The following is a 24,983-nucleotide window of genomic DNA, read 5'->3' as shown; positions in this document are numbered from 1 at the left end:
GGATTTAAACCCTTCATTCACCACGATCCAAACACCGATTTTCGGTTTCCTTCTTTTCTTCGCTTTCAAACGTCGCAAATGCCGTGCAATGGACGCAAATTTCTGTTTCCTTTTACGTGAACGTCAAATACTATTTACCTGCCCGTGCGGAGGATGAACGGGCAAAGAACAGCGCGACGTGACCGGAGGAGTTTCCATGAAGCGTGTGATGATGATGACCGCTGCCCTGCTGATGGGCAGCAACCTTGCCTTTGCCGCAGAAGCCATTGAGGGCAACTGGAAGACGGCCAGCGGCGAAACCGCCGTGATCGGCCCCTGCGGCGGCGCCTTCTGCGTGACGCTGAAGACCGGCAAACATGCCGGAAAACAGATCGGCAAACTTTCGGGCAAAGGAAACAGCTATTCCGGCGAAATCACCGACCCCGCAAACGACAAGACCTATAGCGGCTCCGGCACCGTTTCCGGCAACTCGCTGAGCATGAAGGGCTGCGTGCTGAAGGTTCTGTGCAAATCGCAGACCTGGACGCGGCTGTAAGCACCCTGTCTCAATCCAGTCCACAGCGTCCTCCGAAGACGCTGTGGACTGAACCACGATGAATATTGCCTGCCTCTATTTGCGTCCCATTATCCTGGACGAAATACTTATCATGGGAAATGCTGGACCAGGATCGATCTTGCGTCCGGGGGAGATATCTTGATGCCCCAGAACGTCGAGGAATTTAAACCGATCATGAAGGGCAGAACCGATGTCTGAGACTGCTTCCAATTGCGCCTTGGTATAGATTTGCCAACCACTCGGTTGATTTCCGTTTTTATGGGTTAGAACCGTCACCTCCGACGGAGGCACCTTATTGTCCGCCCAATTGACCCATTCGCCCTTTTCTGTGCGGGTCAACTTGCCCGCATTCACGATTTCAATACCTATTGAATAGGAATTCAAGCCGTCTATGCCCTGCCAATAGCTTTTTCCGGCATGCCAGGCGATGCGATTGAGGGGAACCATCTGCGTAACAGAACCGTCGCGGTCTACCACGAAATGCGCGGAGGCCTGCGCAGCTCTATTCTTAAACCAGCTGATGGCCCCCTCTGCGGTCATTCCCGCAGTATAATGCAAAATAAGATAAAGAGGCTTCACCTGCCCGCTCATATTAGGCGTTTCGATGAAATTGACATTGCTTCCATCGAATTGCAGCCTGTTGTCTTTTACAGAATACGTCATCAATATCGCTCCTATTCACCTAAGTCATTATCAACAATAAGCTTTTTGAATTCAGGATCGTTGTAGAAAACGGCAAGATCATCATCGCGGGGATTCCCGCCCTGACTGACATCGTAGATTTTGAGCAGAAGCTTTCTGACCGGGTCGTCCGGGTTGCACACCATCTTCACAACTTTCCGAACCGAAGCGAGTGCGCTTTCCCGCGCTGCGATGGCTTCCGGCAGAGTTTTATCATTTAAATATTTGAATTTTTGCCCGAATGCCGCAGCTCTCCGGAGTTGAATAAGAGGCTGCTTGTGGTCAGGAGCGCTTTCCAGTTTATTCGCGATCCTGATCGCTTTTTCAAAGCCTGTGGGCGGAGGCAAATAAAGAGCTTCAAGCAAGGCCGCCCGGGCAAGCGTCATGACATCTTTCCGGCGCGGCTCCAGACGCAACGCGTCCAAAATATCATCGACAAATCCCTCCTGATCGCCCTTATATCGTTTCAATTCGGCCAGTCGCAGCAATATTTCGACGTTGAAGGGATCATTGTTGCGAGCATCGATCAAAGCCATCTCACCCGCATGATTGCGGCCCGCGCGAAATTGCGCGGCTGCCCAGCCAGCAATTTCTGTGGCCGATTGCAGTTTTGAACGCGCCATATCCACCAGGATTTTGTCATTTGCGTCTGGTCGTACCAGCGAGGTGGGTGCGAGGTCGGTCTGACTCTCCGGCTTCTTGTCCTCGACCGCAAGCGGACGGCTCAGGGCAGTCTCAAATATGCTGGCGTCGTTGTTAACCGCCTCCATACCGAGAAACATCAAGGTAAGACGTGTACGCGTTTCCAAATAGACGAACAGGCATGACAATATGAGGCATGAAACAATGATGCTAAAAATAAAAGATGACGAGACGCCCGCCTCTACGGCAATCTTTTCCTTGTCTGGAATATTAAAGCTTTTGTTCTCGATAAAAACAGCTGCGTAAACCGAAGATGTGTGCAAATATTCAACGATAGTATTGAACTGGACGAGTCCTATACCTATTATTATCTTCGTAAGCCAGTCCGACACTTCTTCCAGACTTGTGTTCGTCATAAAGAAGGGGTCGGTCTCACGCTTCGCACCGGGCTCCAAGGCTCCGTCATCACCACTTGTGGCATATTTCTGAAGAAGCCTCGGGATCCCGAACAGAAAACCAAGTACACCGCCGAGTGAGGCAGCAGCGACGGCAACCATCGATGCAACGCTGAAGTATTTCAAGACGAATGGGAATGCTTCTGTAGCGGTCTTCATCGTCCCGATAGAAATCGACAGCATCAATATCATAATAAATATGATTGAAATACTTAATTTTACGGACCTTTCAACAGATCCAAGCCCCATCAGTATATTTTGTCTGATTCGATCATAAGATTCGGATGAGACCAAATTTCTCGAAGTCATTTGAGCCACCTGAAATATATTATTGAAATTTGTGTATCAAAACACAAATTAAAGTAGAATTCAACCTTATGTAGTACGCGTTCCGGAATAATATTTATCCGGGTTTTTTGAGTGCTGTTCGGAAAGTCGTGATGACTCGAACAGGTGCGGAGTCGGCAACAGAAATGTCACCGCCCGTTAACATCCCTGAACACCATATGAACCGGGGTCTCAGGGTCCGTTCAGTCCGACTATGGCAAAACTCTGTCCATCAACTCCAATAAAGGGGAATGGACATGACAAAGCTGATCAGCCGACTGGCAATCTTCGCGTTTCTCATGGCGATCTTCGCCATGTCCTTCGCCTCTCTCGTCGTCAATCCGAACCGCAGTTTCCAGCGGGTGAATGCCGGTGCGGCAATTGCCTGCCAGCACAGCCCGGCGCCCGCCGCCAATTGCCCGGTCGTATTGTGAGGACCTGATGATGACGACAAGCTTTTCCAATGGCCTGTTTTCCGCCCTGCGGCTGATGCTGATAGCCTCGATCTTTCTCGGCCCCGTGGCAGGACTTGCGGTTTACAAGGCCGATCCCCGCCCCGCCTCCAAAGGCGCCGGTTTCGTGCTTTTGATGAGCCTGCAGCGCGGCGCGCTCGGCTGAGATTTCGCACGCCCTCCATTGATCCAGCAGCTTTTTCAGTTTCTTCGTATTTCTGTCGCTTGCCTGTCGAAATTGCCCTCTTATAATGGGCCATGACAATAGCAAAACCAACGATTCCGCCCTTCACCTTCATCAGCCCCGAGCCTTTCGCGCCGCAGAGATTCACGGATCCGAAAGAAGCGGTTGCGGCTTTGGCCGCGCTTTATGAGCGCAATACGGCGTTCCTGATCAATTCCTTCACAGACCTTGCCAAAGGCGCGCCGATTACCGGCCGTTACCGCGCCTGCTATCCGCAGGTCAGTCTTGAGACCGCCACCTTCGGCCATGTCGACTCGCGCCTTTCCTATGGCCACGTCACCGCGCCCGGCGTCTACACGACAACGATCACCCGGCCGGAACTGTTTCGCCATTACCTGAAAGAGCAGCTAGGGCTTCTGATCAAGAACCACGGCGTTCCGGTCACGGTTTCGGAATCGGCCACGCCCATTCCGCTGCACTTCGCTTTCGGCGAAGGCGCCTATGTCGAGGCGGCTGCGGCGTCGTCGCTCTCCGACGTGCCGCTGCGCGATCTGTTCGATACGCCCGATCTCAATAATACCGATGATCTCATCGCCAACGGCGAATATGACCAGGTGCCCGGCGAACCGGCGCCGCTTGCGCCCTTTACCGCGCAGCGCATCGATTATTCGCTCGCCCGCCTCAGCCACTATACGGCCACCAGCGCCAGCCATTTCCAGAACTTCGTGCTGTTCACCAACTACCAGTTCTATATCGACGAATTCGCCGCCTGGGCCCGGCAGATGATGAAGAACGGTGGCGAGGGTTACACCGCCTTTGTGGAGCCGGGCAACATCATTACCCATGCGGGTTCTGACAAGCCGGAGACGGATGCCGTGCTGGCTCGCCTGCCGCAAATGCCGGCCTATCACCTGAAAAAGAAGGGCCATGCCGGCATTACGCTCGTCAATATCGGCGTCGGCCCCTCCAACGCCAAGACGATCACCGACCACATTGCCGTGCTGCGCCCGCATGCCTGGCTGATGGTCGGCCATTGCGCCGGACTGCGCAACAGCCAGCGGTTGGGCGACTATGTTCTGGCCCACGCCTATGTGCGCGAGGATCACGTGCTTGACGACGACCTGCCGGTCTGGGTGCCCATCCCGGCTCTCGCCGAAGTGCAGCTGGCGCTGGAAGGCGCTGTGGCGGAAGTCACGGGTTACGAGGGTTTCGAGCTGAAGCGCATCATGCGCACCGGTACCGTCGCCACCATCGACAACCGCAACTGGGAACTCCGCGACCAGGCCGGCCCGGTCAAGCGCCTGTCGCAATCGCGCGCCATCGCGCTCGACATGGAATCGGCCACCATCGCCGCCAACGGCTTCCGCTTCCGTGTGCCTTACGGCACCCTGCTCTGCGTTTCCGACAAGCCGCTGCATGGCGAATTGAAGTTGCCGGGCATGGCGACGGAGTTTTATCGCACACAGGTGGCCCAGCATCTGCAGATCGGCATCCGCGCCGTGCAGAAGCTTGCCGCTATGCCGACAGAGACGCTGCATTCACGCAAGCTCAGAAGCTTTTACGAGACGGCGTTCCAGTAAAATCGGTATCGCAAAAGCATGCCTTGGTGTATGATTATAAAAATCCATACACCAAGGGCTTTTTCATGCGCACGAATATCGAATTGGATGATGCCTTGATCGCCGAGGCGATGGAAATCACCGGCCTTTCGACAAAGAAAGCGACGGTGGAGAAGGCGTTGCGCGATCTTGTGCGTATTCACCGGCAGATGCGTGCCCTCGATTCGTTGGAAGGCACGGGTTGGGAGGGCAATCTGGACGAGATGCGGACGGATTGGGATGCTGAGACGGACTGGGATGTGAAGAAGGCAAAATGATCGTAGCAGATAGCTCTGCCTGGATTTCATTCATTCGAAAAGACACGCCTGCCCTCTCCGCCAAGTTTCGCGTCTTAATGGCGCAGGGCGAAGTTCTGATCGGCGATATCATTCTTCTTGAGGTGCTTAGAGGCGCACGTGACGGCCATCATGCGCGGCATCTTGAACGACTGCTGGGTGAATTTCCCTGCGTCGCGATGATGTCTCCGCAACTCGCCATCAAGGCTGCTGCCAACTACCGCTTCCTGCGGGAACGCGGCTATACGATCAGGAAAAGCAACGACCTCATCATCGGCACTTACTGTATCGAGCACGGGCATAAGCTCCTGCAAAACGACCGAGACTTTCAGCCCATGGCCGATCATCTCGGTCTGCAACTGGCCTGAGCCTCAAACCACCGTCACTGTCCCCTCCACCCGCACCGGAAAATTCACCGATCGCGCGATGAAGCATTTATCATGCGCGTCGTGGTGCAGTTCGTCCGCCCGAGCAGCATCCCCCTTCGAAATGGTGATGACCGGTTTCAGCACCACTTCGCTGAACTGCCCGGCACCGTCCTTTTCCATAACCAGCGTGCCTTCGGCATTGTCGACATAGTCTTCGACGATGATGCCGTTGAGCGAGCAGAAATGCAGATACCAGAGCTTGTGGCAGGCCGAGAGTGAGGCGACCAGCAGGTCTTCCGGGTTCCAGCGGGAGGCATCACCGCGGAAGGCGGGGTCGGAGGAGCCGGCGATATCGGCCTTTCCCGCGGTGGAAATCGTATAATCGCGCTCATAATCGCGGTAGCCGGACGTGCCCTTGCCGCGATTGCCCGTCCACTTCACCTGAACGGTGTAATGATGTTCCTGTCCTGCCATTTTAGTTCTCCCTTGGATTCTTTTTTCGCATTCTTTAACGGAAAACCGGTGTCCACTTTTCCTAGAAATGCTCTCGCGTATCGCGCAGATGGTCGAGCGCCTTGCCAAGCGTCTCGATGATTTGATCGACTTCGGAACGGCTGATCGTCAGGGCTGGCGAGGCGAGCATACGGTCACCCGTAGCGCGCATGACGAGGCCGTTTGCCAGGCAATGATTGCGCACGGCGGTTCCAATATCGTCCGGCTTGGCGAAACGCGTGCGCGTCGTCTTGTCGGTCGTTAGCTGCAGGCCGCCCATCAGGCCCACGTTAACAGCTTCCCCCACCAGTTCGTGGTCCTCAAGGCTTTTCCAGCCCTGAGAGAAATAGGGGCCGATATCGTCGCGCACCCGCTCTACCAGCCCCTCAGCCTCGATGATGCGGAGATTTTCCAGCGCAGCGGCGGCACAGACAGGGTGGCCGGAATAGGTGAAGCCGTGGTTGAAGTCACCGACTTCAGACATCATCACTTCCGCCACCCGATCGGACACGATCACGCCGCCGATTGGCAGATAACCTGATGACAGGCCTTTGGCGACCGGGGCGAGATCCGGCTCGACGCCGAAATGCTGATAACCGAACCATGAACCGAGACGGCCGAAACCGCAGATCACCTCATCGGAGACGAGAAGGATGTTGCGCGCCTTGCAGATACGCGCGATTTCCGGCCAATAGGTCTCCGGCGGCACGATGACGCCGCCGGCGCCCTGAATGGGTTCGGCCACGAAAGCGGCGACATTTTCCTCGCCGAGTTCATCGATCTTCGCTTCCAGTTCGCGGGCGACCTTCAGGCCGAATTCGGCCGGAGAGAGATCACCACCCTCTGCATACCAATAGGGCTGACCGATATGGGCAATACCTTCGATCGGCAGGTTGCCCTGCTCGTGCATCCATTTCATGCCGCCGAGTGACGCGCCTGCCACTGTCGAGCCGTGATAGCCGTTGCGCCTTGCGATGACCTTCGTTTTCGTGGGATGGCCAAGCGCCCTCCAGTAGACCCGCGCCATGCGGAACCAGGTGTCAGTGGCTTCCGAGCCGGAATTGGTGAAAAACACATGGTTCATGCGGGGCCCGGCGCGCGAGGCAATCTTCTGCGCCAGAAGCGTCGCGGGTGGCGTGGTGGTGCCGAAAAAGGCGTTGTAATAGGGCAGCTCGTTCATCTGACGCTGCACGACATCGGCAATCTCGCGGCGTCCATAACCGATATTCACACACCAGAGACCGGCAAAGGCGTCGAGATATTTTTTGCCCGTGCTGTCATAGATGAACACCCCTTCGGCCCGCTCAATGATACGTGTGCCAGCGGCGTTCAGCTTGCCCATATCGGAAAAAGGATGAAGGTGATGGGCGGCATCGATGGCGGCGAGATTGGACATCGGCTTGGAGACTTCATTCATGACAGATCGCACTCCCATAAAGGCGAAGGCGCTTACGCCACCGCGCCAGGCGAACATGGCCGGGCAGCTTCGATTTGGCAAGGCTGGTGATTTTCAGGGGTATTGCGCGGACGTCACCGCTTGTCTCTTCTCTCGCCGGGGAGAAGAAACAAGCGGCGATCACCCAACTCACAGTCGATTGCGCTATGCGAAAAAAGCCCGCCCCACCAGCACCTTCAGCTCACCCGCATGAACCTCCAGCGCCACATCCCGTTCCATCGGCAACAATTCCCCATCGATCACGCAACGCACGTCGTGGCGCTTCTTCGGAAAATGCAGTTCCACACCCGTGACCGTCATGGCCGTCACGGCGGCGTTTTCCTTGAGCTTGCCGCGCAAAATGTCGAAGGCGAGTTTTGCAACGCCCGAGGGACGTAGCGGATCGGTGAGATAAAAACCCAGATGGCCGCCGGAAACATTGTCCGCCACCAGGAGCGAGTTCTGGCCGAATTCATTGTTAGAGACGGAGATGGCCGAGACCTTGCGGCGCTGGGTTTCGCCGTTGACGGTGTATTCCACCTCGAAGACCGGAGGGTTGAGGATGACGCTGATGGCGGCGCGGACGCTCGCCTTGATCTTGCCGAGACGGGAGGCAAAAGCGAGATTGTTGCGGTAGCGCACCATGCGCGAATGCAGGCCGGCGGAAAACTGGTGCACGAAAAGGCGGCCATTAGCACTGGCAATATCGACACTGGCAATCTCGCCATTGGCCAGCGTTTCCAGCGCCTGGCGAATATCGAGCGGCAGCTTCAGCGAGCGGGCGAAGAGGTTCATCGTGCCGGCCGGAACAATGCCAAGCGCGATGCCATGTTTCCAGGCGATGGCAGCGGCGGCGGAAATCGTGCCGTCACCACCGCCGGCGATAATGCCTTCAATGCCAGGCTCCTCGGCGGCGCGTTCCATCTCCTCAACGATGTCCTTGCCCGAAACCAGACGGCATTCGATCGAGTGGCCGGCGCGGGAGAAGACCGTGCGGGCTTGGTCGCAATAGGCATCCATATCCGTGGTGCGAAATGTGCCACCGTCGCGATTGAAAATTGCAATGAGCTTCATGTTTCCAATCCGATTCCGCAACGCAGCCGCGCGTAAATGCCTGACTTCCGATAGAGTTCCGAACACCATTGCGTGAAGATATTCTTTTGCCGAGAATCGCTCTACCGCAACGCGTCAATTCATGTTAGTGATCACTTAAGGTCATTTTCATGACCGCGCATCTCCAGTCAGGGCAGACCGCTCCCATACGGTCTTGCCCTTTTTTCTTTGGGCCCTGCCCGCTTTTCAGGTCACGATGAGCCAGTCGAATATTTCCGAAGCCCGCCTTAGCGCGGAGAGTGAAACCATTGGCGCGGCTACGCCGGCCCTCACTCTTTCACCTCTTGCCGTCGCGCTGATCGAACTGGCGCTGGCTGCCGGTGGTTTCGGCATCGGCACCGGTGAATTCGCGATCATGGGCCTCCTGCCTGACGTCGCAACCACTTACGGCGTCACCGTTCCGCAGGCGGGTTATGTCATTACCGCCTATGCGCTGGGCGTCGTCATCGGCGCGCCTATCATCGCCGTGCTTGCGGCGCGCGTGACGCGGCGCGCACTGCTTCTTGGCCTGATGGGACTTTTTGCGGTCGGCAATATTCTGAGCGCGCTTGCGCCTGACTTCCTGAGCTTCACCCTCCTGCGCTTCGTGACCGGCCTGCCACACGGTGCCTATTTTGGCGTTGCGGCATTGGTAGCGGCCTCCATGGCGCCAATTCACAAGCGTGCCCGCGCCGTTGGCCGCGTCATGCTCGGTCTCACCATCGCCACCCTGCTCGGTACCCCGCTCGCCACCTTCTTCGGCCAGATCATGTCCTGGCGCGCAGCCTTCATGCTGGTGGGCGGCATCGGGCTGCTGACGGTCGCCCTTCTCTGGCTGTTCCAGCCGCGTGATAAGGTGGAGGAAGGCGCAAGCGTCTGGCGCGAACTCGGTGCTTTCCGCCGCGTACAGGTTTGGCTGACGCTCGCCATCGCCGCCGTTGGTTTCGGCGGCATGTTCTCGGTCTTCAGCTATATCGCCAAGACCACGACTGACGTGGCGATGATGCCGGTGTCGACCGTTTCCATGGTGCTGGCGCTGTTCGGCATCGGTATGAATGTCGGTAATGTCGTCGGCTCGCGGCTGGCTGACATCTCGCTCAATGGCACGATTGGCGGCATGCTGGCCTTTAACGTATTGGTGATGACCGTGTTCGGCATGACGGCGGACAACCCTTTCATGCTCTGCCTCTGCGTGTTCCTGATCGGCTGTGGTTTTGCCGCTTGCCCGGCCGTGCAGACGCGACTGATGGATGTGGCGCAGGATGCGCAGACGCTGGCGGCGGCCTCCAACCATTCCGCCTTCAACATTGCCAATGCGCTCGGCGCCTGGCTCGGCGGCCTCGTCATCGCCATGGGTTTCGGTTACGCCTCGACGGGTTATGTCGGTGCGGTCCTCTCCCTTCTCGGGCTTGGCGTTTTCCTTGTTTCGGTCACCGTCGAACGGCGCGCAAAAGCCGGCTAAAAGCCGGTTTTTCTGCGATCGAGACGCCTTTTCCGGCGGCCGCTCAAAACCTTACGGAAAATTCACAATCGGCTCGCTTGACTCTTTTTCGTTTCAGGCGCAACACGGCGTTACGCACGGGCCGTGACCCGGAACTGTGCGGATTTCAACGGAGCATCATTGGATGTCTAGCGACAGTAGTAGTCGATTGCCTTTGCCGAAAGCGGCGAACGGGAACTGATCCGACCTCTGTCGGCTCACTACCGCGTTCGCCGTAATCGGCGAATCGACGGAAAGGTGAGCAATCATGAACTTCCACACCCTCTCCCAGAGAGCCAGCAAGGCCGCACGTCTTCTCCGCAGCGGAAATGCCGGTTCCACCACCATTGCAGAACGTGTCGAGCACCTCAACACGCTTGATACCGATGCAGCCGTAGCAGCACTGCTTGCCATGCCGCAGGCAAAGGCGGTCGCCATTCTCGACCGGCCGGAGCTGCATGACGCAGCAGCCATCATTGCCCGCATTCCCCTTGAGCAGGCTGCCCGCTTCGTCAACCTGATGTCCGACGACCGCGTCGCCGACGTCATGGCTGACATGGAAGACGAGCCCCGCGCCAAGCTGTTTGCCCGGCTGGACCGCACCACAGCGCTCTCCATCCAGCATCTGATGGGTTACCCGCCGCGCACTGCCGGCTCCATCATGACCACGGAATTCGTCAGTGTGCCCGACAGCTGGACGGTGGAACAGACCCTTTCGCACATCCGCGTTGTCGAGCGGTCGCGTGAAACGGTCTATGCCATCTATGTGCTGGCGCAGGATGGCACGCTGACGACCGTGGTGACGCTGCGTCGCCTGCTGACCGGCGAGCCTGGCGCTTCCATCCTGTCCGTCGCATCGAAGGAAGGCATTGCCTATGCAAGCCCCCTGATGTCGCAGGAGGATGTGGCCCGGCTTATCCGCAAGCACGACCTTCTGGCCCTGCCCGTGGTTGACGACCACTCCCATATTCTCGGCATCGTCACCGTTGACGACGTGATCGACACCATGATCGCCGACACCACGGAAGATGCCCACAAGTTCGGTGGTATGGAAGCGCTCGGCAAGCCCTATATGACGATCGGTTTTCCGGACATGATCCGCAAGCGCGCCGGCTGGCTCGCAGCCCTGTTCCTCGGTGAAATGCTGACGGCCAGCGCCATGCAGCATTTCGAAGGCGAGCTGGAAAAGGCCGTGGTGCTGACGCTGTTCATTCCGCTCATCATGTCGTCGGGCGGCAACTCCGGTTCGCAGGCCACCTCGCTCATCATCCGGGCGCTGGCGTTGGGCGAATTGAAGCTTTCCGACTGGTGGCGGGTGCTGCTGCGGGAAATCCCGACGGGGCTGACGCTCGGCTGCATCCTCGGTGCCATCGGTTTCCTGCGCCTGACGATCTGGCAGCAGGCAGGTTTCTACGATTACGGTGAACACTGGCTGCTCGTCGGCGCCACGGTCTTTGCGGCGCTTGTCGGCATCGTCACCTTCGGTTCGCTCGCCGGTTCCATGCTGCCATTCGTCCTGCAGCGCCTGCGGCTCGATCCGGCCAGCGCCTCTGCGCCCTTCGTCGCCACCCTGGTGGATGTCAGCGGGCTGGTCATCTACTTCTCGGTGGCGCTGGTTATCCTCAGCGGCACGTTGCTTTAAAGACAAAAGGCCCGCTCGAAAGAGCGGGCCTTTTCATTTGCGATGAGGAAATGCGAGAAGCCCCTGCCCTCAGCCGCCGGCGCTGATGACGCCGGTTCCCAAGAGCGCGAGCAGGATGAAGCCGATGACCACGCGGTACCAGACGAAGGGCATATAGCTCTTGGTCGAGACCAGCTTAAGGAACACAACGATCACGGCGTAACCGACGATGAAGGCGATGAGGGTCGCAAGGCCGGTCTGGCCCCAGCCGACCGGATTGTCTTCGCCGATGCTTTTGAAGAGTTGGTAGAAACCGGAGCCGAAGACGGCGGGCACGGCGAGCAGGAAGGAATATCGGGCCGCCGCCTCGCGGGTATATCCCAGAAGCAGGCCGGCGCTGATGGTGCCGCCGGAACGCGAGACGCCGGGGATGAGCGCCATGGCCTGCGCGAAACCGAACAGGATGCCATCGCGCCAGATCAGCTGGTTCAGCTTGTAGCGCTTTTTGCCGATCCGGTCGGCGACGCCAAGGATGATACCGAAGACGATCAGCATCACGGCGGTGATATAGAGGTTACGCAGCGAATGCTCGATGGCGTCCTTGAAGAACAGCCCCAGAAACACGATCGGCACCGAGCCGACGATGATGAGCCAGCCGAGACGGGCATCGGCTTTGTCGTAGGGCCCGAGGCGAAGATTTTGCCTGAGCCAGGCGGCAGCGATCCGCATGATATCGGACCAGAAATAGACCAGCACCGCCATTTCCGTGCCAATCTGGGTAATGGCGGTAAAGGCAGCCCCGGGGTCTGCGCCTGATGGCAGGAATTCCCCGGCGATCCTTAGATGCGCGCTTGAAGAAACCGGAAGAAATTCCGTAAGTCCTTGCAAAAGACCGAGAAATCCGGCCTCCATCCAACCCATGCTCATGTGCTTTGATGTCCCTGCTGCGAATCGGTTTTGCAGCATTATGCATCAATCGGGGCAAATCCGTGTTGCATCGCACCATGAAAAAATGGCTTCCACGGAATGTGCTTTTACCCGTGATTTCTTTCAGGCCGCCTTCTCGGGAGCCTGCGGAAGCTGGGTGTATTTCGCACCGTTCTTGCACACGACATGGGCATCGCCCCAGCTTTTCAGCGCTGAAATCACTGGCCTCATCGTCTCGCCAAGCGGCGTCAGCGCGTAATCTACGCGCGGCGGCACCACCGGGAAAACGGTGCGGGAAATCAGGCCCGCCTCTTCCAGCTCGCGCAGTTGCTTGGTCAGCATGCGCTGGGTGACGCTGGGAATATGGCGGCGCAACTCGTTGAAACGCAGGGTTCCCTCATTGATGAGGTGATAGAGGATCACGCCTTTCCATTTGCCATCGAGAAAACTCAGGGCCGATTCCACCGGGCAGCCGGGAAAGTTGCCTGTCAGTTTGGCGCGCGGTCGCGACATCTACAGTATCCTTTTTGTATGTATCATCAGAAAATGTGCATTCTTGCGATCGTTGTTCATATGTATCAAGTAAGAGGCACGCAAACAAGCAAAGGAGACTGTTCATGCGCGCCATCGGTTACAAGACGAGCCAGCCCATCACCGCCAGAGACGCCCTCATCGACATCGACCTTCCGCAGCCGGAGGCCAAGGGGCACGACATTCTGGTGGAGGTGAAGGCGGTCTCGGTGAACCCCGTCGATACCAAGGTACGCCGCAACCAGTCGCCTGAAAATGGCGCCACCCGCGTGCTAGGTTTCGATGCCGCTGGCGTGGTGAAGGCTGTCGGCGACAAGGTCTCGCTGTTCAAGCCCGGCGATGAGGTGTTCTATGCCGGCGTCATCAATCGCCCCGGCTCCAACAGCGAATTCCATTTGGTCGATGAGCGCATTGTCGGTGCAAAGCCGAAATCACTGAGTTTCGAAGAGGCGGCGGCGCTGCCGCTCACCGCCATCACCGCTTATGAGACGCTGTTTGACCGGCTGCGGGTGAAGGAACCGGTTCCGGGTGCGGCCAACGCCGTTCTGGTCATTGGTGGGGCTGGCGGCGTCGGCTCGATCGCCATCCAGCTTCTGCGGGCACTAACGGACCTCACCGTCATCGCCACCGCGTCGCGGCTGGAAACGATCGAATGGGCCAAAGACCTCGGCGCGCATCACGTTGTCGACCACAGCAAGCCGATCGCACCGCAGGTGGAGGCACTGGGCCTCGGCGCACCGGGCTTCGTCTTCTCCACGACGCACAGCGACATCCACGCCGCCGACAGCGTGGCGACCATTGCGCCGCAGGGCCGCTTTGCGCTGATTGACGATCCGGCCGGCGGCTTCGACGTTATGGCCTTCAAGCGCAAATGCATCTCGATCCATTGGGAAATGATGTTCGCCCGCGCCGTTTTCGAAACCCCTGACATGATCGAACAGCACAAGTTGCTCAACCACGTTGCCGAGCTTGTCGACGCCGGCAAGATCAAGACGACGCTGACCGAGGTTTTCGGCACCATCAATGCGGAAAATCTGATCAAGGCGCATGCGCTGATCGAAAGCAACAAGGCCAAGGGCAAGATCGTGCTTTCTGGCTTCTGATCAACGGCGAGGCGTCCGCATCACGGACGCCTCTGCCCCTTATTGGAGCATCTGCGCCGCACGAGAGAAACGCGCGGCCATTCAATCAATCGTCGTCGGGATCTTCCGGGCACGGCCAGGAAGCAGGCGCGGTGAGGCCACTCGGCAATTTGGTCTTGGCGTCACCGCAGGCAATGTCGATCTGTTTCTGGTCGAGGCCGGTGGCCGTGGAGAGATCGACCCCCTCGATACGGGTCAGCAGCAGGAAGGCGCTGGTGAAATCCACCGGGCCGCCAAGCGTGGCGCCGCCGAAGCGGGCACGCGATAGATTGGTCAGGGAAAATTTCGAGCCGTTCAGCGACGCGCCCTCGAAATCAGCACGCCCGAGTTCCGCCTTGGTAAAATCCGTGCCGTCGAGCTTGGTCTTCTCGAATTTGGTTCGCTGCATTTCGGCATTGACGAACTTGGCATTGGTGGCATCTGCGGCGGAAAAATCGCTGCGGTAGGCTTCCACCTTCGTCAGATTGGCGCCCTGCAGGTTCGCCTCGCCCAGCGCCGTGCGGATGAGCTTGGCCTTTTCGAGATTGGCACCCTTCAGCGACGAGCCGCGCAGGTCAGTATAGGTGAAATCCGAACCGTAGAGCATCGCCGAATCCAGATTGCTGCCACCTAGCATCAGCATGCGCTTGTTGCATTCGCGCCAGTCTATCCCAGCCATGGCGTCACTACGGCAGCTTGCAGCCGCAAGCGGGCCAGTGCTGAAAGAAACCGCTATCGTCGAAAGCGCTGCCACGCCGACAACAAGCCCTGTTTTCCGTACGATATTCAGCCTTTGAAAGCCGGACATTCTCTCACTCCCTGTCGCCGGGCGACGGCGCAAACGCAACAGCTCTTGAGCCGAACCGGGACCATATGCACATTCAAGGCGTTACCGCATTCAGCGTCCGCAATCCACGGGCAAGGCAATGCTACAACACCCCAACATCCTATATGTAAGAAATCGAAGAGCAATCCACAAATACTGAGGGGGAAGAGGCTGTGGCGGCGGCTGTCCGGTTTAATTTTTTTGCAGGCCACACTTGAGCTGAAGTGGGGGCATAGTCGCTTAACGTCATCCCGGACACGAGGCCGAGGACGTTGAGCGACTATGCCCCCACTCCACCCCGTCACATATTGGCGTAAACCGGCCCCTCGCCACCCTGTGGCGGCACCCAATTGATGTTCTGGTTGGGGTCCTTGATATCGCAGGTCTTGCAATGCACGCAGTTCTGGGCGTTGATGACGTAGACCTCCTCGCCGTCCTTCTCCACCCATTCATAAACGCCGGCGGGGCAATAACGGGTCGAGGGACCGGCATAAACGTCGTGTTCGGAGCGCTTCTGCAACTCCATGTCCTTCACCTGAAGATGCACCGGCTGGTCTTCCTCATGGTTGGTGGAGGACAGGAACACCGAGGACAGGCGGTCGAAGGTGAGAACGCCGTCAGGCCTTGGATAATCGATCTTCTTGTGCTTCGAGGCCGGTTCGAGGCTCTGCGCATCCGTCTTGCCGTGCTTCAGCGTGCCGAAGAAGGAGAAACCGAACAGCTGGTTCGTCCACATGTCGAGACCGCCAAGACCGACGCCAACAAGCGTGCCGAATTTCGACCAGAGCGGCTTGACGTTGCGCACCCGCTTCAGGTCCTTGCCGATATCGCCTTCACGCCATTCTGCCTCGATCTCCACCACCTCGTCATGGGCGCGGCCGGCGGAGAGTGCCGCGGCGATCTTTTCCGCGGCCAGCATGCCCGACAGAACCGCATTATGGCTGCCCTTGATGCGCGGTACGTTGACGAAACCGGCGGAACAGCCGATCAGCGCGCCACCCGGGAAGGTGAGCTTCGGCACCGACTGATAGCCGCCTTCGGTAATGGCGCGCGCGCCATAAGAAATGCGCTTGCCGCCCTCGAAGGTATCGCGGATCGCCGGATGCGTCTTGAAGCGCTGAAATTCCTCGAAAGGATAAAGATAGGGGTTCTTGTAATTGAGATGCACCACGAAACCGACGGCAACGAGGTTGTCTTCCAGATGATAAAGGAACGAGCCGCCGCCGGTCTTGAAGCCGAGTGGCCAGCCGAAGGAATGCTGCACGAGGCCCTGTTTGTGCTTCTCCGGCTTGACCTGCCAGAGTTCCTTGATGCCGATACCGAATTTCTGCGGCTCGCGATCCTTCGACAGGTCGAATTTGGAAATCAGCTGCTTGGCAAGCGATCCACGCACGCCCTCGCCGATCAGCACGTATTTGCCGTGCAGTTCCATGCCGCGGGTGAAGTTCGGGCCCGGCTCGCCATTCTTTTCGATGCCCATGTCGCCGGTGGCGACGCCGATGACGGCACCTTCGTCATTATAAAGCACTTCGGTTGCGGCAAAGCCCGGATAGATCTCGACGCCGAGCCCTTCCGCCTTTTCCGCCAGCCATCGACAGACGAGACCGAGCGAGACGATGTAATTGCCGTGATTATTCATCAATGGCGGCATCATGAAGTTCGGCAGGCGGATGGAGCCCGCCGGCCCTAGGAACAGGAACTGGTCATCCTTGACCTCGGTCTTGAAAGGATGCCCCTCCTCTTCGCGCCAGCCCGGTAGAAGCCTGTCGATGCCGATCGGATCGACCACGGCGCCGGAGAGGATATGCGCGCCGACTTCCGAGCCCTTTTCCAGAACGACAACCGAAAGCTCCGGCTCGACCTGCTTCAGGCGGATCGCCGCTGCAAGACCGGCCGGACCCGCCCCGACGATCACAACGTCAAATTCCATCGCTTCGCGTTCGGGCAGTTCCATCGCTTCCGTCATCGTGTCCTCTCAGATCGCCGGTCCCATCCGGCTGTTGTTATCGTCTTTTTCGAAACCGCATCGCACCGCCTGCGCCAGACAGAAAGCCCATCCGCGACACGGCAACGATCAGCACTTGTCTTCGCAAAGCGAGACGCCTTTGTCGAGCGTGTATAGCGGCGAATCAGGTCATGCACCAGTCAATTGTCAGACAACCTGATGAATTCTTATTACTTTTACGTTCACGTAATAAAACGATAGAGGTTGCGCTCCTGGCCGTCAAGGGCGATTGGCCTGGCGTCTGGAAGCGAATCAACAACGAAAGCAAGTCTGCATAGTGGTTCCACGCAGCGTCTTTGATGACGCGAGCCAACCGCTAGCTTTCAGAAATTGTGCCGCCACGGGAATGCATGTTCGCCATCAGCCTTTGCAGGCCCCTGGTGCGGAACCGGCTGAAAGCGGCTATATCGCCCGTTGCTTTCACGCGGATAAGCGCACCTTCATAGGCCTCAATTATGCAAGCGCACAGATCAGAAACGTCCTCTTCCCTGGCAATTTTGCCTTCACATTGAGCTTGGGTCAGCAGTTCGCGGATGCTCGTCTCCCATCGCCCGAAGGAAATAGCGAGCGCGTCGCGGACGAGAGCGCTGCGACCGGCGGAGGTCTGCGCAATGACGCCGTAAAGGCAGCCTGCATAAGGCCCGTCCTGCCTAAGCTCCACTTCCAGCGTCTCGAAATAGTCCGCCAGGCGCTGCAAGGCGCCCAGAGAGGTATCCGCAAAAAATCTTTCCCTGATCTCAGCGTATTTTTGTTCGTAGGCCTCGATGACCGCCACAACGAAGTCGTCCTTGCTCGCAAAGAAGTAATAGAACGAGCCTTTCGGGACATCCACTTCCTTCAGGATCGGGCCGATCCCAACGCCCTCATAACCGTGGGCAAGCAGCTGGCGCATTCCCTCCGAAATGAGACGCGCGCGCGTCGCAGATTGACCAACCATGACTAGACCGATCGTCTACAATATTGATTATACATACTTACCTCTGCGGGGTGATACCGATATGAGTCTATCACATGAGCGTTCGAGTGGCATATACCTTGTCGCAGCCTCCGCAGTTTTATGGAGCACAGCGGGGCTTTTCGTCCGCATGGCGGATATGGATGTATGGTCGATGGTGGGGTGGCGCTCTACGTTCACCTTTTTGGCTCTCGGCGCGTTTCTTCTACTTCGGAATAGATTTGCCAGACAAAAGTCGTCGACGTCATTCGGCTTGCCCGGCGCTGCCGGGTGCCTGGTGTCTGCGATCGCGGCGATGACCTATATCGCGTCGTTGCGGTGGACGACCGTCGCAAACGTCATGACGATCTACGCAACACTGCCATTCGTCGTGGCCGGTATCGCATGGATGTGCATGCGCGACCGGGTAACCTATCGCTTCGTCATTTCCGGCTGCGCTGCATTCGTCGGCGTCCTGATTTCTGTCGGCGCGGCGGTATCGCAGCAGGATATGCTCGGGATCTTTGCCGCCTTTGTTATGACCGCAGGTTGCGCCACCCAAATCGTGATCGCGAAGCGCTTTCCGGACATGGACACCACCTTGATGACCGCTCTCGCTGCGCTGATTTGCCTTTGCGTCGCGCTGCCGCTGATGCGGTTTGAGATTCCCGCCCCGACGCAGATCATTGCCTGTGCACTTTACGGCGTCTTCACCACTGCCCTCGGCTATATACTCCTGCTCGAAGGGTCCCGGCGAATAAATGCCGGCGAGGCCGGATTAATTTCCATGCTGGATGTTATTCTCGGACCAGTATGGGTCTGGCTCTTTTACAATGAAGTTATATCGCCCATCGTTCTGACTGGAGGCGCCATCGTGATTATGTCGGTCTCCTGGTATCTGGCGGGAAACCGCAGGGCCGCTACCGTGCCGTAAAAAGCCCTTCCGAGGCTGACGGACGGAGCATTCAAACCGCCCATTCCTCATCCGTCGTGAACACGATCGTCAGCCAGCGGTCGCTCCCCTCGCCGCCCAGCGCATTGCCGATTTCATCGCGGATAGCGTCCCATTCCTCCAGACGCCGGGGCGGCCAGTTTTTCGGAACGATGAAGAAGAGTTCGATCTGCCGGCCGCGGCCGACGCGGGCGACATAGGAATAGTGTGAGGAAAAGCCGAATTTGGTCACGATCTCGCCGGCCACACCGTCCACATGCTGCTTGAACTCCAGCGGCGTCACCAGGAGGATGTCGGCAAGCGCCTGCTTCACGTTGCCGAGCGGCATGGGGATGATGACGAGGCAGACGAGCGCCAGCACGGCCGGGTCTATATAGGGCGCGAGCCAGGCCTGCGACGTCCCCGTCAGGCCGTAACCGATGGCAAAGGCGACGAACAGGGCCATGCTCAAAAGCGCACTCATCAGCCAGCTTTTGGCGTCCAGCGCCACGAAAGCGGATTTCAGCCGGCGGTTTTGCCGTCTGACGAACCAAGCCATGGCAAGCGAGACGGCAAAGCTGACGAAGGTGACGATGATGGCGTAATCGAACTCGATCGATCTGCCGCCATCCATCAGGCTGTCGGTGGCATTGATAAGCGCATAGATCGCAGCGCCCATCAACAGCGTGCCGTTGAGGCCCAGCACCATCGGCTCCAGATGCCAGAAACCCATGGTGAAACGTTCCGCCAGTCGGCCACCGGGGCGTGGCGCTGCGGAGGCGGCGATCAGGCGCGCCACGAGCAAAGCCAGTACCGTCATGAAAGCATCAGTAAGCGCATAAACACCATCGAAAACCACGGCGAAGGAGCCGGAGAGCAAGCCTGCGCCGATGCCGAACAGAGCCAGAAGCATTGTGACGGCGATGGAGAATTTGAGCAGGGATTGTTCTGTCATGACGTGTATTTTACCTTCAAAAGCGGACGCCATCTTCCTATAAACAGCACATAGACTGCAAACAAGGACAGGACAGACCCCATGGATTTCGGCATTTCGGGCAAACGCGCCCTCGTTCTCGCCTCCTCTCGCGGCCTTGGGCTGGGCATTGCGACAGCGCTTGCGAAAGAAGGTGCGAACGTCCTTCTGGTTGGCCGAAGCGGTGAAAAACTGGCGGAAAACTGCAAGGCGATCAATGCGCTCGGCAAGGGCAAGGCCGACTGGGTGTGGGGTGATCTTGCCGATGACAATTTTGTCGAGTCCATGGTTCAGGCCGTCAAGGACAAGCTTGGCGGCATCGATATTCTCGTCAACAATACCGGTGGTCCGACGCCCGGCCTTGCCCAGGAGATGACGACCGAGAAGCTCGACACTTTCTTCCAGTCGATGGTATTGCGGGTCATCACGCTGACCAATGCGCTTTTGCCGCAGATGAAGGAACAGGGCTTTGGCCGCATCCTGACCGTGGCCTCGTCAGGCGTGTTCGAACCGATCGCCAATCTGGCGCTCTCCAACACGCTGCGCGGCGCGTTGGTCGGCTGGAGCAAGACATTGTCGAGCGAAGTGGCTTCCTTCGGCATCACTTCCAACCTGCTCCTGCCCGGCCGCATTCACACCGACCGCATTGACGAGCTTGATGGCGCGAACGCCAAGCGTCTGGGAAAAAGCGTCGAGGAAATCCGCGAGGCTTCGGTCAAGAGCATTCCGGCCGGCCGGCTCGGCACGGTGGAAGAATTTGCCGCCGCCGGCGCTTTTCTCTGCTCGGTGCCGGCAAGCTACATTACCGGCACGATGCTGCGGGTAGATGGCGGCGCGGCGAAGTCGAACTAAGGGCCAACACGCAAGGCCGATTATGGGACCGTTGCGTAAACGACGTAACGGTTCCGCCCGGTGTTCTTCGCCTCGTAAAGCGCCGTATCGGCGTGGCGCAAAACGTCAGTGGCGCTTTCGCCGGGATTTGCATAGGCAATGCCGGCTGAACAGCTGTAGCGAAAATCGGGCATGTCGTGCAGAGGCGCGGCATCCGCCAGCGACGACAGAAGCTGCCGCATCAGACTTTCTGCGCTGTGCATCCTTGAACCACTGAGAACCAGCAGGAACTCTTCCCCGCCAATGCGCCCGAGAAGATCATCACGGCCTGCAGTGGAGGACAGGCGCGCGGCGAAGTCTTTCAGCACGAGATCGCCATATGCATGCCCGAAGCGGTCGTTCACGCTTTTGAAGTGATCGATATCCATGATGATGACGGCAAGCGCCTGCGCCTTGTTGGGACCAAGCAGGTGGTTGAGCGCATCCATCGCATAGCGGCGGTTTCCGAGCCCCGTCAGTTCGTCGCTCAAGGCGGATTTGAGCGCCCTGTCACGCTCCTGGCGCAGATCGCGCAACTCAACGCCAAGCTCTGAGACATCGGTAATGACGCACAGCATCCAGCCGCCCGGTAGCGTGGTTTCAGTCGTCAATATCCAGCGCCCGTCATTCAGGCTTGTCTCAATGGTGCGGAACGGTAACTTGCCGCGCCGTGTCTTTGCGGAGCGCAGCCACAGTTCGAAATCTGACGTTTCAATGGTGGTGCCGATGGCCTTAAGGTAGCCACTGCGCATCAACTGCGCCCAACTTGGAAATGAGTTCCGCTCCATACCGAGTGCGGCGCGGAAGGCGCTATTGGCAAAACGCAACTCATCGCTGCCGTCAAACAGCGCATAGCCCTGCTGCGACGCTTCCATGAGCGTCATGAGCTGGATGAAAACGCCCATGTCGCCCCGAACGATGCCGGTATGATCCGGCATGGCGTCGTCCAAGACGTATTGTCTGATCTCGTGGGGCATCAAATTTCCAGGACTACGAAACGACCGACGACCAAATACAGTACATCCAGCAAGACATGCCAACATTAAATAAAATATTTATTTCGCATAACAAATTGCATCATTTCAGTAGCTGTTATTTTTATACGCTCCATTATGACGAGGAGCGCCTAAAGCTACTCCAGAGAACTATCATGTTCTTTCATGCGTGGATAATCCTCCCGTCTACAATGCGACACCAAGGTTGCGGCAACTTCGCGCGGCGACCCGCCTTTGCAGAGACTGAAAAAATACCGCCGTCGCTTGCCATTCCGTCTGCCTTGTGCAATCAACCGCCCTCCTCTGACATCGGGGTGCCAAGAGCATCCCTTATCTTCACGCCGGGCCGCCCAAGGGCCGGGCGGGTTCTCTATCGGCACAAGGATATGGCGATGACGCAAAAGCGGGCTCTCGGCCTCGATTTCGGCACGACCAACACGGTCATGGCTCTTTCCGACACTGGCGGCGCCAGCCACTCCATGCGCTTCACCAGCAGCGCGGGCACGGATGACAGCATGCGCACCGCGCTCTCCTTCATGAAGGATGCCGGCCTCGGTGCGGCCGCCCTGCATGTGGAAGCGGGCCATGCCGCCATTCGCCAATTCATCGACAATGCCGGTGACTGTCGTTTCCTGCAGTCGATCAAGACATTTGCGGCCTCACCGCTGTTTCAGGGCACGCTGATCTTCGCCAAGCGCCAGACCTTCGAAGATCTGATGGAGGTGTTCCTGCGCAAGCTGAAGATCTATGCGGGGGATGAGTGGCCGGGAGACGTTTCAACTGTCATCGCCGGCCGGCCGGTGCGTTTCGCCGGCAGCAACCCGGACGAGACGCTCGCGCTTGCCCGTTACAACGAGGCGCTCACCCGGGCCGGCTTCCCGGAAATCCACTATGTCTACGAGCCCGTGGCGGCCGCCTATTATTTCGCGCAAAGCCTGAAAAAGGACGCGAATGTGCTGGTGGCGGATTTCGGCGGCGGCACGACGGACTATTCGCTGATCCGTTTCGAAACCCATGCCGGCAAGCTTTCCGCCACCCCCATCGGCCATTCCGGCGTCGGCGTTGCGGGTGATCATTTCGACTTCCGCATGATCGACAATCTGGTCTCGCCTGAAATCGGCAAGGGCAGCAAGTTCAAAAGCTTCGACAAGGTGCTGGACGTGCCCTCCGGCTATTACGTGAATTTCGGCCGCTGGAACCAACTGTCGATCTTCAAGACCTCGAAGGAATTCACCGACCTCAAATCGCTGGTGCGTTCGGCGCTGGAGCCGGAAAAGCTGGAAATGTTCATCGATCTGGTCGAGCATGACGAGGGTTACCCGCTCTATCAGGCGATTTCCGCCACCAAGATGGCGCTGTCGTCTGCGGAAGAAGCGGAGTTCAACTTCTCGCCGCTCGGCAAGGCCGGACGCAAGATGGTGAAGCGCAGCGATTTCAACAGCTGGATCGCCGAGGATCTCGGCAAGATCGAAGAAGCGCTCGACGAGGTTCTGGAAAAGACGCAGGTTGCGCCTGATGCGATCGACAAGGTGTTCCTGACCGGCGGAACCTCCTTCGTTCCGGCGGTGCGCGAACTCTTCACCCGCCGTTTCGACGCCGACCGCATCGAGAGCGGCGGCGAGCTGCTTTCGATTGCCCACGGTCTGGCCATGATTGGCGAAAGCGGCGATATTCAGCGCTGGACAGTGTGATTTGCGGGTTCCCCGGGCGGGGAACATGGGGTAATTTCCGCCCATGATCGCCGTCCACGACCTTTCCCCGGCCGAACTCGCCGCCCTCCTGCATTTCCATGCGGATGCGGGCGTGGACTGGATGCTGGAAGAGACGCCGGTTGACCGTTTCGCTGAATTTGCCGCCGCCCGCCCTGCCCGCCCCATGCCGGGGCAGGACACTGCCGCAGCGGCGCGGCAGGTGGAAAGCCCGGCCGATCGCCGCACTGATGCGCCTCAACGGCAGGCACCAGGCCGAAGCGCCCCTGCGCGTGGCGCACCGGCCGCCCCCGCCATTCAGCAGAATGTCGCCATGCCGGACGAGCAGGCCGTGGCGGCCGCACGTTTTGCGGCGGAAAGCGCACGGTCGCTTGCCGAGCTGAAAACCGCGCTTGAGGGTTTCAGCGGCTGCAATCTCAAGAACAGCGCGCGCAATACGATTTTCAGTGAAGGCGATCCCGCCTCCCCCATCATGGTCATCGGCCCCATGCCTGACGCCGATGACGACCGCGAGGGCTTGCCCTTTGCCGGCAAAACCGGCCTGCTGCTGGATCGGATGCTCGCGGCAATCGGGCTTGAGCGCAGCGCCGTCATGCTCGGTAATGTCGTTCCCTGGCGGCCGCCGGGCAACCGCCCACCGACTCAGGCCGAGATGGATATCTGCCGGCCCTTCATCGAGCGTCAGATCGCGCTTGCGGAGCCGAAACACCTGTTGCTTCTTGGCAACTTCACCGCACGTTTCTTCTTTGGCGGCACAGGTACCATCCACACACTGCGCGGACAGTGGCGTGATGTCGCAGCCGGACACCTGATTCTGCCGGCTCTCGCCAGCCTGCACCCGCAGGAACTGTTGAATGCGCCAGCCAGCAAGTCATTGGCATGGCAGGATTTATTGGCTTTTCAGGCAAGGATCGCCGAGGGCTGATTGCCTCATTCCTGATCAATGTAAATGAATTATGAAAAAAGCCATGCGCATTACGCATAACAGCGGCGCATTTGGCCGGCTTGCCGAATCCATGCTGCGCTGCGATATAGCGACCATGTCTTGGGAGGAATTCGGTTAAAGGAACCAAGGCAATGACCACTCGCTTCCGTCCGGTACATTCCGGCTTTGAAACGCTCCGCCTGGCGGGCCTCGGCCCTCGTTCCAGTCAGGGCTACCATCGTTTCGGCGCAGCCGCAAACGAACAGATGACCGCACGCGCTGCCATGCAGCAGGTCCGCGTGACGCGTCCTTCGGCAGTCTTCGCGGATTTCCGCGAGCGCTGAGAAGCACTTTCAGACCAGTTTAGTGCTGGTCTATAGATATGATAGCGCGCTGGCGTCTTTCTTCGGGAAGGCGCCTTTTGCTTTTGCGTGTGTTTGCGAGAGCGGGCCGCATAACGATGGACCGCGCCAAACACTCCGACGTCATCCTCGGGCCTGTCCCGAGGATCTGCAACGGATCAATTTTGGTGGCGTGTTTAGATCCTTGGGACAAGC

General features: G+C 58.3%; 26 protein-coding genes. 14 read left to right on the top strand and 12 right to left on the bottom strand.

The window, feature by feature from the left end:
- The first annotated feature begins 196 nt into the window (after window positions 1-196).
- A complete protein-coding gene (locus ACFVTJ_RS08040; RefSeq protein ID WP_077982624.1) occupies window positions 197-535 on the top strand; it encodes a DUF2147 domain-containing protein in 339 nt (112 codons plus the stop codon).
- Window positions 536-610: 75 nt separating this feature from the next.
- Here the strand turns inward: ACFVTJ_RS08040 and ACFVTJ_RS08035 are convergent, their stop codons facing one another.
- Window positions 611-1,219 carry an N-acetylmuramoyl-L-alanine amidase gene (locus tag ACFVTJ_RS08035; protein ID WP_386906199.1) on the bottom strand — a complete coding sequence of 203 codons (609 nt, stop codon included), beginning with the start codon at window positions 1,217-1,219 and terminating at the stop codon, window positions 611-613.
- A gap of 11 nt (window positions 1,220-1,230) precedes the next feature.
- Window positions 1,231-2,643: a tetratricopeptide repeat protein gene (locus ACFVTJ_RS08030; protein ID WP_386906197.1), complete on the bottom strand. Its 1,413-nt coding sequence runs from the start codon at window positions 2,641-2,643 to the stop codon at window positions 1,231-1,233.
- A 269-nt stretch (window positions 2,644-2,912) separates the two neighbouring features.
- On the opposite strand from ACFVTJ_RS08030, the gene ACFVTJ_RS08025 reads away from it, so the two are divergent.
- The 5 genes from ACFVTJ_RS08025 to ACFVTJ_RS08005 all read left to right on the top strand — a co-directional run bounded on the left by ACFVTJ_RS08025 (window position 2,913) and on the right by ACFVTJ_RS08005 (window position 5,559).
- A complete protein-coding gene (locus tag ACFVTJ_RS08025; RefSeq protein WP_006311503.1) occupies window positions 2,913-3,095 on the top strand; it encodes a hypothetical protein in 183 nt (60 codons plus the stop codon).
- A gap of 7 nt (window positions 3,096-3,102) precedes the next feature.
- Window positions 3,103-3,279, top strand: coding sequence for a hypothetical protein (locus tag ACFVTJ_RS08020; protein WP_386906952.1), 177 nt, complete (start codon window positions 3,103-3,105; stop codon window positions 3,277-3,279).
- 92 nt (window positions 3,280-3,371) lie between these two features.
- Entirely contained in the window at window positions 3,372-4,877 is a 1,506-nt protein-coding gene (gene amn, locus ACFVTJ_RS08015) for an AMP nucleosidase (protein WP_386906195.1), read from the top strand.
- Window positions 4,878-4,942: 65 nt separating this feature from the next.
- Entirely contained in the window at window positions 4,943-5,173 is a 231-nt protein-coding gene (locus ACFVTJ_RS08010; protein WP_386906193.1) for a type II toxin-antitoxin system VapB family antitoxin, read from the top strand.
- A complete protein-coding gene (locus tag ACFVTJ_RS08005) occupies window positions 5,170-5,559 on the top strand; it encodes a PIN domain nuclease (RefSeq protein WP_386906191.1) in 390 nt (129 codons plus the stop codon). The genes ACFVTJ_RS08010 and ACFVTJ_RS08005 overlap by 4 nt, the downstream gene beginning before the upstream one ends.
- A gap of 3 nt (window positions 5,560-5,562) precedes the next feature.
- On the opposite strand, the gene ACFVTJ_RS08000 is transcribed toward ACFVTJ_RS08005, so the two are convergent.
- The 3 genes from ACFVTJ_RS08000 to ACFVTJ_RS07990 form a co-directional block, all read right to left on the bottom strand.
- On the bottom strand, window positions 5,563-6,033 hold the full coding sequence (locus tag ACFVTJ_RS08000; protein ID WP_386906189.1) for an OsmC family protein: 471 nt from the start codon (window positions 6,031-6,033) through the stop codon (window positions 5,563-5,565).
- 61 nt (window positions 6,034-6,094) lie between these two features.
- A complete protein-coding gene (locus ACFVTJ_RS07995) occupies window positions 6,095-7,468 on the bottom strand; it encodes an aspartate aminotransferase family protein (protein ID WP_386906187.1) in 1,374 nt (457 codons plus the stop codon).
- Window positions 7,469-7,651: 183 nt separating this feature from the next.
- Window positions 7,652-8,560, bottom strand: coding sequence for a diacylglycerol/lipid kinase family protein (locus ACFVTJ_RS07990; RefSeq protein WP_386906185.1), 909 nt, complete (start codon window positions 8,558-8,560; stop codon window positions 7,652-7,654).
- A gap of 235 nt (window positions 8,561-8,795) precedes the next feature.
- Between ACFVTJ_RS07990 and ACFVTJ_RS07985 the strand changes: the two genes are divergently transcribed.
- Window positions 8,796-10,040, top strand: coding sequence for an MFS transporter (locus tag ACFVTJ_RS07985; protein WP_386906183.1), 1,245 nt, complete (start codon window positions 8,796-8,798; stop codon window positions 10,038-10,040).
- Window positions 10,041-10,326: 286 nt separating this feature from the next.
- On the top strand, window positions 10,327-11,700 hold the full coding sequence (gene mgtE / locus ACFVTJ_RS07980; RefSeq protein ID WP_386906181.1) for a magnesium transporter: 1,374 nt from the start codon (window positions 10,327-10,329) through the stop codon (window positions 11,698-11,700).
- A 69-nt stretch (window positions 11,701-11,769) separates the two neighbouring features.
- On the opposite strand, the gene ACFVTJ_RS07975 is transcribed toward mgtE, so the two are convergent.
- Together ACFVTJ_RS07975 and ACFVTJ_RS07970 are read right to left on the bottom strand one after the other, a co-directional pair.
- Window positions 11,770-12,606, bottom strand: a complete 837-nt coding sequence (locus tag ACFVTJ_RS07975) for an undecaprenyl-diphosphate phosphatase (RefSeq protein ID WP_386906179.1) — start codon at window positions 12,604-12,606, stop codon at window positions 11,770-11,772.
- Between the two features lie 123 nt (window positions 12,607-12,729).
- Window positions 12,730-13,119 (bottom strand): winged helix-turn-helix transcriptional regulator, encoded by a 390-nt coding sequence (locus ACFVTJ_RS07970; protein ID WP_386906177.1) that lies wholly within the window; start codon window positions 13,117-13,119, stop codon window positions 12,730-12,732.
- Window positions 13,120-13,223: 104 nt separating this feature from the next.
- Between ACFVTJ_RS07970 and ACFVTJ_RS07965 the strand changes: the two genes are divergently transcribed.
- Window positions 13,224-14,240 (top strand): zinc-binding alcohol dehydrogenase family protein, encoded by a 1,017-nt coding sequence (locus tag ACFVTJ_RS07965; RefSeq protein ID WP_386906175.1) that lies wholly within the window; start codon window positions 13,224-13,226, stop codon window positions 14,238-14,240.
- 85 nt (window positions 14,241-14,325) lie between these two features.
- On the opposite strand, the gene ACFVTJ_RS07960 is transcribed toward ACFVTJ_RS07965, so the two are convergent.
- The 3 genes from ACFVTJ_RS07960 to ACFVTJ_RS07950 all read right to left on the bottom strand — a co-directional run bounded on the left by ACFVTJ_RS07960 (window position 14,326) and on the right by ACFVTJ_RS07950 (window position 18,026).
- Window positions 14,326-15,066, bottom strand: a complete 741-nt coding sequence (locus ACFVTJ_RS07960) for a pentapeptide repeat-containing protein (RefSeq protein WP_386906173.1) — start codon at window positions 15,064-15,066, stop codon at window positions 14,326-14,328.
- Between the two features lie 319 nt (window positions 15,067-15,385).
- Window positions 15,386-17,050, bottom strand: coding sequence for an electron transfer flavoprotein-ubiquinone oxidoreductase (locus ACFVTJ_RS07955; RefSeq protein WP_386906171.1), 1,665 nt, complete (start codon window positions 17,048-17,050; stop codon window positions 15,386-15,388).
- A 355-nt stretch (window positions 17,051-17,405) separates the two neighbouring features.
- On the bottom strand, window positions 17,406-18,026 hold the full coding sequence (locus ACFVTJ_RS07950) for a TetR/AcrR family transcriptional regulator (RefSeq protein ID WP_386906169.1): 621 nt from the start codon (window positions 18,024-18,026) through the stop codon (window positions 17,406-17,408).
- Window positions 18,027-18,087: 61 nt separating this feature from the next.
- On the opposite strand from ACFVTJ_RS07950, the gene ACFVTJ_RS07945 reads away from it, so the two are divergent.
- Window positions 18,088-18,957: a DMT family transporter gene (locus ACFVTJ_RS07945; RefSeq protein ID WP_386906910.1), complete on the top strand. Its 870-nt coding sequence runs from the start codon at window positions 18,088-18,090 to the stop codon at window positions 18,955-18,957.
- Between the two features lie 31 nt (window positions 18,958-18,988).
- On the opposite strand, the gene ACFVTJ_RS07940 is transcribed toward ACFVTJ_RS07945, so the two are convergent.
- Window positions 18,989-19,909 carry a cation diffusion facilitator family transporter gene (locus tag ACFVTJ_RS07940; protein ID WP_386906167.1) on the bottom strand — a complete coding sequence of 307 codons (921 nt, stop codon included), beginning with the start codon at window positions 19,907-19,909 and terminating at the stop codon, window positions 18,989-18,991.
- A gap of 81 nt (window positions 19,910-19,990) precedes the next feature.
- Here ACFVTJ_RS07940 and ACFVTJ_RS07935 point away from each other — a divergent pair, with 81 nt between their 5' ends.
- The gene (locus ACFVTJ_RS07935) at window positions 19,991-20,779 is read left to right on the top strand and encodes an SDR family oxidoreductase (protein WP_386906165.1); all 789 of its coding nucleotides are present in this window, start codon (window positions 19,991-19,993) and stop codon (window positions 20,777-20,779) included.
- Window positions 20,780-20,799: 20 nt separating this feature from the next.
- On the opposite strand, the gene ACFVTJ_RS07930 is transcribed toward ACFVTJ_RS07935, so the two are convergent.
- On the bottom strand, window positions 20,800-21,735 hold the full coding sequence (locus ACFVTJ_RS07930) for a diguanylate cyclase domain-containing protein (protein ID WP_386906163.1): 936 nt from the start codon (window positions 21,733-21,735) through the stop codon (window positions 20,800-20,802).
- A gap of 449 nt (window positions 21,736-22,184) precedes the next feature.
- On the opposite strand from ACFVTJ_RS07930, the gene ACFVTJ_RS07925 reads away from it, so the two are divergent.
- From ACFVTJ_RS07925 to ACFVTJ_RS07915, 3 genes are all read left to right on the top strand, one after another.
- Window positions 22,185-23,483, top strand: coding sequence for an Hsp70 family protein (locus ACFVTJ_RS07925; protein ID WP_386906161.1), 1,299 nt, complete (start codon window positions 22,185-22,187; stop codon window positions 23,481-23,483).
- 43 nt (window positions 23,484-23,526) lie between these two features.
- Window positions 23,527-24,426, top strand: coding sequence for a uracil-DNA glycosylase family protein (locus ACFVTJ_RS07920; protein WP_386906159.1), 900 nt, complete (start codon window positions 23,527-23,529; stop codon window positions 24,424-24,426).
- Window positions 24,427-24,578: 152 nt separating this feature from the next.
- Window positions 24,579-24,770 (top strand): hypothetical protein, encoded by a 192-nt coding sequence (locus ACFVTJ_RS07915; RefSeq protein ID WP_003509784.1) that lies wholly within the window; start codon window positions 24,579-24,581, stop codon window positions 24,768-24,770.
- Window positions 24,771-24,983 lie beyond the last annotated feature (213 nt).

Origin of the sequence: Agrobacterium sp. NPDC058088 (genome assembly GCF_042885035.1) — a bacterium.
GTDB lineage: Bacteria > Pseudomonadota > Alphaproteobacteria > Rhizobiales > Rhizobiaceae > Agrobacterium.
This window is presented reverse-complemented; position numbering and strand designations above follow the sequence as displayed.